Origin of the sequence: Streptomyces sp. NPDC058534, assembly GCF_042717365.1 — a bacterium.
Classification (GTDB): Bacteria; Actinomycetota; Actinomycetes; order Streptomycetales; family Streptomycetaceae; genus Streptomyces.
On the sequence record NZ_JBHXNW010000094.1, the window covers coordinates 23,082 to 29,885 of the forward strand.

The 6,804-nt window shown below is 71.5% G+C and carries 6 protein-coding genes and 1 pseudogene; 4 read left to right on the top strand and 3 right to left on the bottom strand.

Going from position 1 to position 6,804, the window contains the following annotated elements; genetic code table 11:
• Positions 1-5: 5 nt before the first annotated feature.
• Positions 6-1,622 carry a carboxyl transferase domain-containing protein gene (locus tag ACFWR9_RS37390; protein WP_383850569.1) on the bottom strand — a complete coding sequence of 539 codons (1,617 nt, stop codon included), beginning with the start codon at positions 1,620-1,622 and terminating at the stop codon, positions 6-8.
• 97 nt (positions 1,623-1,719) lie between these two features.
• Between ACFWR9_RS37390 and ACFWR9_RS37395 the strand changes: the two genes are divergently transcribed.
• From ACFWR9_RS37395 to ACFWR9_RS37410, 4 genes are all read left to right on the top strand, one after another.
• On the top strand, positions 1,720-2,328 hold the full coding sequence (locus ACFWR9_RS37395; RefSeq protein ID WP_383850571.1) for a TetR/AcrR family transcriptional regulator: 609 nt from the start codon (positions 1,720-1,722) through the stop codon (positions 2,326-2,328).
• A gap of 97 nt (positions 2,329-2,425) precedes the next feature.
• Positions 2,426-3,583: an acyl-CoA dehydrogenase family protein gene (locus tag ACFWR9_RS37400; RefSeq protein WP_383850575.1), complete on the top strand. Its 1,158-nt coding sequence runs from the start codon at positions 2,426-2,428 to the stop codon at positions 3,581-3,583.
• 30 nt (positions 3,584-3,613) lie between these two features.
• Positions 3,614-4,480, top strand: a complete 867-nt coding sequence (locus ACFWR9_RS37405) for an acyl-CoA thioesterase (protein WP_383850578.1) — start codon at positions 3,614-3,616, stop codon at positions 4,478-4,480.
• Positions 4,481-4,787: 307 nt separating this feature from the next.
• Positions 4,788-5,153, top strand: a complete 366-nt coding sequence (locus tag ACFWR9_RS37410; protein ID WP_383850580.1) for a hypothetical protein — start codon at positions 4,788-4,790, stop codon at positions 5,151-5,153.
• 104 nt (positions 5,154-5,257) lie between these two features.
• Here ACFWR9_RS37410 and ACFWR9_RS37415 read toward each other — a convergent pair whose 3' ends face one another.
• Both ACFWR9_RS37415 and ACFWR9_RS37420 read right to left on the bottom strand, forming a co-directional pair.
• Positions 5,258-6,058, bottom strand: coding sequence for a phosphatase (locus ACFWR9_RS37415; RefSeq protein WP_383850582.1), 801 nt, complete (start codon positions 6,056-6,058; stop codon positions 5,258-5,260).
• A gap of 62 nt (positions 6,059-6,120) precedes the next feature.
• A pseudogene (locus tag ACFWR9_RS37420) lies at positions 6,121-6,519 on the bottom strand (helix-turn-helix domain-containing protein); the annotation flags it as partial.
• Positions 6,520-6,804 lie beyond the last annotated feature (285 nt).

The following is a 6,804-nucleotide window of genomic DNA, read 5'->3' on the forward strand; positions in this document are numbered from 1 at the left end:
CCTCCTCACATCCGGAAGACGCCGAACTGGGGCTCACCCAGCGGCGCGTTGGCACAGGCGGTCAGGGCCAGACCCAGCACCCGCCGGGTGTCGGCGGGCTCGATGACCCCGTCGTCCCACAGGCGGGCGGTCGCGTAGTAGGCGTTCCCCTGGCGCTCGTACTGCGCGCGGACCGGCGCCTTGAAGGTCTCCTCCTCCTCGGCGGGCCACTCCTCGCCGCGTGCCTCCAGCTGGTCCCGCTTGACCGTGGCCAGCACGGACGCGGCCTGCTCGCCGCCCATCACCGAGATCTTCGCGTTGGGCCACATCCACAGGAAGCGCGGCGAATACGCCCGCCCGCACATCGAGTAGTTGCCCGCGCCGTACGAGCCGCCGACGACCACCGTCAGCTTCGGCACGCGCGTGCACGCCACCGCCGTCACCATCTTGGCGCCGTGCTTGGCGATGCCGCCGGCCTCGTAGTCCCGGCCGACCATGAACCCGGAGATGTTCTGCAGGAACACCAGCGGGATGCCGCGCTGGTCGCACAGCTCGATGAAGTGGGCGCCCTTCTGGGCCGACTCGGCGAACAGGATGCCGTTGTTGGCGACGACGCCCACCGGGTGGCCGTGGATGCGGGCGAAGCCCGTGACCAGGGTCTGCCCGAACTCCGACTTGAACTCGGCGAACCGGGAGCCGTCCACCACGCGCGCGATGACCTCGCGGACGTCGTAGGGGGTGCGGGAGTCGACCGGCACCGCGCCGTACAGCCCCTGCGGGTCGGCCTTCGGCTCGGCGGCGGGCTCCACGCCCCAGGGGAGCGCGCCGCGCTCCGGCAGCGTGGAGACGATCTGCCGCACGATCCGCAGCGCGTGCGCGTCGTCCTCGGCCAGGTGGTCGGTCACGCCGGACACGCGCGAGTGGACCTCGCCGCCGCCCAGCTCCTCCGCCGTGACGACCTCACCGGTGGCCGCCTTCACCAGCGGCGGGCCGCCCAGGAAGATCGTGCCCTGATTGCGGACGATCACGGCCTCGTCGCTCATCGCCGGGACGTACGCGCCGCCCGCCGTGCAGGAGCCGAGGACGGCGGCGATCTGCGGGATGCCGGCGCCGGACATCCGGGCCTGGTTGTAGAAGATCCGCCCGAAGTGCTCGCGGTCGGGGAAGACCTCGTCCTGCATCGGCAGGAACGCGCCCCCCGAGTCGACCAGGTACAGGCACGGCAGCCGGTTCTCCAGCGCCACCTCCTGCGCCCTCAGGTGCTTCTTCACGGTCATCGGGTAGTACGTGCCGCCCTTGACGGTGGCGTCGTTGGCGACGACCACGCACTCCCGGCCGCTCACCCGCCCGATCCCGGCGATCACGCCGGCCGCCGGGGCCTGTCCGTCGTAGAGCCCGTCGGCCGCGAGCGGCGCCAGCTCCAGGAACGGCGAGCCCGGATCGAGCAGTGTGTCCACACGGTCGCGTGGCAGCAGCTTGCCGCGCGCGGTGTGCCGGGCCCGTGCCCGCTCTCCGCCGCCGAGCCGGGCCGCGGCGAGCTTGGCGCGCAGCTCCTGAACGAGGACGCCGTGCGCCTCCTCGTTGGCCCGAAAGGCCTCGGACGCGGGATCTGCCGTCGTCGTCAGCTCCGGTGCCTCGTGCATCCTGCGGTCCCCTCACCCAGTGATCGACCAGTTAATGAGCGTTAACGCGTTTCCCTCAGGTTAACGACCGCTAACCTCCCTGTCTAGAATTGCTCCCATGGCCACCAGAACCGACGCCCCCACCCGCCGCGAGCAGATCCTCAAGGAGGCCGCCCGGCTCTTCGCCGAGCGCGGTTTCCACGGTGTCGGCGTCGACGAGATAGGCGCCGCGGTCGGCATCAGCGGCCCCGGTCTGTACCGGCACTTCGCCGGCAAGGACGCGATGCTCGCGGAGCTGCTGGTCGGGATCAGCGGACAGCTGCTGACGGGGGCGAAGCGGCGGCTGGCCGAGGCCGAGGGGGTGACCGGCTCCGGGCCGGGCGCGGAGGCGGTCCTCGACTCGCTCATCGAGGGTCACATCGACTTCGCGCTCGACGACCGCCCGCTCATCACCCTGCACGACCGCGAGCTGGACCGCCTCCGGGACGCCGACCGCAAGATGGTGCGCCAGCTCCAGCGGCAGTACGTCGAGCTGTGGGTCGGGGTGGTCCGCGAGGTCTACCCGGCGGTCACGGAACCGAGCGCCCGCTCGGCCGTCCACTCGGTCTTCGGCCTCCTGAACTCCACCCCGCACCTGGGCCGCCCCGGCGCCCTCCCCGGCCGCACGGTGACGTCGGAGCTGCTGCACCGGATGGCACGGGGGGCGTTCGCGGCGGTGGGGGAGTGACGAGGGTTACCCACGGCCCACTCTGGACGCCCCTCCCTACCCGCCGGTACGGTGAAGTCTGAGCAAGCGCTTAGATACGTACCCTGGAGGTGGCGCGGTGCGCCGTACGGTGTTCAACGAGGACCACGAGGCGTTCCGGGAGACCATCCGCGCCTTCATCGAGGCCGAGGTCGTCCCCGTCTACGACGAGTGGTTCGCCGCCGGCCAGGCGCCGCGCGACTTCTACTACAAGCTCGGCGACCTGGGCATCTTCGGCATCAACGTGCCCGAGGAGTTCGGCGGCGCCGGCATGGACAGCCACAAGTTCGAGGCCGTCCTCTACGAGGAGACCGCCCGCGCGGGCGTCCAGTTCGGTGGCTCCGGCGTGCACGTGCTGCTCGCCCTGCCGTACATCAGGATGCTGGCCACCGACGAGCAGAAGAAGCGCTTCCTGCCTAAGTTCGTCAGCGGCGAGGAGATGTGGGCCATCGCCATGACGGAGCCCGGCACCGGCTCCGACCTCGCGGGCATGAAGTCCACCGCCAAGCTCTCCGAGGACGGCAGCCACTACGTCCTCAACGGCGCCAAGACCTTCATCACCGGCGGCGTGCACGCCGACAAGGTCATCGTCTGCGCCCGCACCGCCGCGCCCACCGCCGAGGACCGCCGCCACGGCATCTCCCTGTTCGCCGTGGACACCAAGTCCGAGGGCTACTCGGTCGGCCGCAAGCTGGACAAGCTGGGCCTGCGCACCTCCGACACCGCCGAGCTGGCCTTCGTCGACGTCAAAGTGCCCGTCGAGGACCTGCTCGGCGAGGAGAACAAGGGCTTCTCCTACCTCGGCCACAACCTGGCCTCCGAGCGCTGGGGCATCGCCTTCGGTGCCTACGCCCAGGCCGCCGCAGCCGTCCGGTTCGCCAAGCAGTACGTGCAGGAGCGTACCGTCTTCGGCAAGCCGGTCGCCCACTTCCAGAACACCAAGTTCGAGCTGGCCGCCTGCCAGGCCGAGGTGGACGCCGCCGAGGCCGTCGCCGACCGCGCCACCGAGGCGCTGGACGCCGGTGAACTGACCCCCGCCGAGGCCGCCAGCGCCAAGCTGTTCTGTACCGAGGTCGCCCACCGCGTCATCGACCGCTGCCTCCAGCTGCACGGCGGCTACGGCTACATGAACGAGTACCCGATCGCCCGCCTGTACGCGGACAACCGCGTCAACCGCATCTACGGCGGCACCAGCGAGGTCATGAAGATGATCATCGCGAAGAACATGGGCCTGTAGACCGGTCTGTAGACCACAGAATCACAGGACATGAGCGAAGCACTCCAGTCCCTCCTCGACCTGCTCGACCTCGAGCGGATCGAGGAGGACATCTACCGCGGCCACTCCCGCTCCGCCGTCGTCCCCCGGGTCTTCGGCGGGCAGGTGGCCGCCCAGGCGCTGGTCGCCGCCGGACGCACGGTCCCCGGGGACCGGCACGCGCACTCCCTGCACGCGTACTTCCTGCGCCCCGGCGACCCCGGCGCGCCCATCGTCTACAACGTCGACCGGCTGCGCGACGGCCGCTCCTTCACCACCCGCCGGGTCGTCGCCGTCCAGCACGGCAAGCCGATCTTCGGCCTCTCGGCGTCCTTCCAGACGTACGAGGAGGGCCTGGACCACCAGGCCGCCATGCCGTCCGCACCGGACCCGGCGACGCTGCCCACCGGCGAGGAGCGGCTGCGGAGCTACCCGCACCTGCCCGCCGACACCGTCGAACGGTTCCTGGAGGCCCGCGCCGCCGTCGACCTGCGCTACGTCAACGACCCGCCGTTCGGCGACTTCGGCACCCCGCGCGACCCGCACTCCCAGGTGTGGTTCCGCACCAACGGCAAACTCGCGGACGACCCTCTCCTCCACGTCGTCCTCGCCACGTACGTCTCCGACATGACCCTGCTCGACTCGGTGCTGCTCGCGCACGGCCGCGGTGGCTGGGCCGTCGGGGACGTCGTAGGTGCCTCGTTGGACCACGCGATGTGGTTCCACAGGCCGTTCCGCGCCGACGAGTGGCTGCTGTACGACCAGCAGTCCCCGTCCGCGTCCGGCGGCCGGGGTCTCGGCCAGGCCCGCATCCACACCCAGGACGGACGACTGGCCATCTCGGTCATCCAGGAAGGCGTGGTGCGGGTCCCTCGGTGACTCCGCTTCTCGTGGGCCGTTAAATGTGACGTGAGACACATACGGGTTTAGGCTGGGCGAGGGAAACGCCGCTAGCGCGGTAGACCCGGCCGATCTGGCCAGTTGGCTCCGGACCAGGGCCGCGAAGCTTGCCCGTGAACCTTTCCGGGCGGTCCGAGGGCGTCGGCGGTCGAGCCCGCGCACGTGTACCAGGACGCGGTGAAACCCAAGACCGTGCCGCACAGGTATCGCGCGGCGGCGGCCATCCGCTCGCGCCTTCCTTCCGGGGAAGCGCGGGAGAAGACGGAACGGAACCGAGGGGAATCTCATGCGAGCACAGCGCACGAAGCGTCTTGTGGCGGTGTCGGCCGCAGGGCTGATGATGGCCGGTGGCGTCGCGGTGGGCACGGCGGGTACCGCCTCCGCGAACGACTCGTCGCACGACCGCGGCAGCTACAGCCGCTACTGCGACGACGACCACCACGACGACTGGTGGGACGACGACTGCGACTACTACTGGGACCGCTACGACCGCGGTGACCACGACGACGACCGTTACTACGACCGCGACAACGGCCGCGGTGACTACGACAACGACCGTGGTGACCGCGACAACGACCGTGGTGACCGCGACAACGGCCGTGGCGACCACGACAACGGCCGCGGTGGCGACAATGGGCGTGGAGGCCGGTGATCCGACTGTGAAACAGGCACGGTGTGCGGCTCCGGACTCGAAGGAGCCGCACACCGCGGCGTTTGCGCGAAGCCGTGAGCAGCGGTGAGAAGCGGTGAATCGACCTAGGCTCGGCCCGTGTCCAGGCCCGCCTCCGCCAGCAGATACGCCGTCATCGGGTCGTAGTAGCGCGGGCTGACCACGTGGTCGTCCAGCGGCACCGCGACCTGGAGGGTGCCCTCGGACTCGGCGAGGAAGAGCGCCGGGTCGTTGCAGTCGGCGTAGCCGACGGAGTCGACGCCGTGCTGACCGGCGTAGCCGGCCCAGCCGTGGTCGGCGACGACCAGGTCGGGCAGCGGGCGGCCCGCGCGCTCCAGGCCGGTGAGGATCGCCTTCATCGGTGCACCGGAGTGGGTGTGCCACAGCGAGGCCCCGTGCTCCAGCACGGCCACGTCCGCGAACTGCTGGACGTATCCCTCCTCCGTCGTCAGCCCTTCCGGGATCACGACGATCTCGCAACCGGCGGTGCGCAGCGCGTCGGCCGTGGCGCGGTGCACGTCGAGCAGCCCGCCCGGGTGGCCGGTGGCGAACAGCACCCGCTGCTCGCCGTCGGCGGCCTTGCGCAGCCGCGCCGCCATCCGCTCCAGCGCGGCCACGGTCAGTTCGGGGTCGATGGTGTCCTGGCCGTACCGGTATTCCGGGTCGTCGTTGACGCCGACCCGCTCCGCCATCACCGCGAGCACGTCCTGCTCGTCGGTCCAGCGGTCGCCCAGCTCCAGACCGAGCCAGAAGCCCCGGTCGCCGTTCGCCAGCTTCCGGTAGTGGGAGAGGTTGTTCTCGCGCGGCGTGGCGACGTCGCCCGCGATACGGGTTCTGACGAGGTGCTCGGCGAGTTCGGCGCGGCTGGGTGTCCCGGGTATCGGCATGGCTCCCATTGTGAGGCAGCCGCCAGTCGGCGTCTCCGGCATATCGCGCGCTGGGACGCGGGTCACCTCCGCAGCGCGAACCACAACTCCATCCGTACGTCCGGGTCGTCGAGGTCGGCGTCCAGCAGAGCCGCGCAGCGGGCGATGCGTTGCCGGACGGTGTTGCGGTGCACGGACAGGGCGACGGCGGTGCGGTCCCAGCTGCCGTGCAGGGAGAGCCAGGTGCGCAGCGTCTCGGTGAGCGCCGGGACGTCCGCGACCGGCGCGAGCAGCGCACGCGCGTGCGCCTCGGCCTCGCCGTCCGGCACGAGGTCGGCCAGCGCGGGCCGCGCGCCGTGCCGGACCAGCGGCACCCGGGTGGCCCGCGCCCGGGCCAGCGCGCGGGCCGCCTGCGCATCGGCGGCCGGCCACTCGGCGGGCACGACGGGAGCACTGACGCCGAGAACCCACCCGGCCTGCGCCGCCGGCCCCACTCCGGCCCCCGGGCCTGCCCCGGTTCCGACCCCGGGGCTCGTCCCGGCTCGGGCTGCCGGGCTTGTCCCGGTTCGGGTCTTCGGGCTCGTCCCGGCTCGGGCTGCCGGGCTTGTCCCGGTTCCGGTCCCCGGGCTCGTCCCGGCTCGGGCTCCCGGGCTTGTCCCGGTTCCGGTCCCCGGGCTCGTCCCGGCTCGGGCTGCCGGGCTTGTCCCGGTTCGGGTCTTCGGGCTCGTCCCGGCTCGGGCTGCCGGGCTTGTCCCGGTTCCGGTCCC

What these genes read in the sequence shown, in the direction of transcription:
- ACFWR9_RS37390 (WP_383850569.1), bottom strand. Translation starts at nt 1,622, where the DNA reads ATGCACGAGGCACCGGAGCTGACGACGACGGCAGATCCCGCGTCCGAG.
- ACFWR9_RS37405 (WP_383850578.1), top strand. Translation starts at nt 3,614, where the DNA reads ATGAGCGAAGCACTCCAGTCCCTCCTCGACCTGCTCGACCTCGAGCGG.
- ACFWR9_RS37395 (WP_383850571.1), top strand. Translation starts at nt 1,720, where the DNA reads ATGGCCACCAGAACCGACGCCCCCACCCGCCGCGAGCAGATCCTCAAG.
- ACFWR9_RS37410 (WP_383850580.1), top strand. Translation starts at nt 4,788, where the DNA reads ATGCGAGCACAGCGCACGAAGCGTCTTGTGGCGGTGTCGGCCGCAGGG.
- ACFWR9_RS37415 (WP_383850582.1), bottom strand. Translation starts at nt 6,058, where the DNA reads ATGCCGATACCCGGGACACCCAGCCGCGCCGAACTCGCCGAGCACCTC.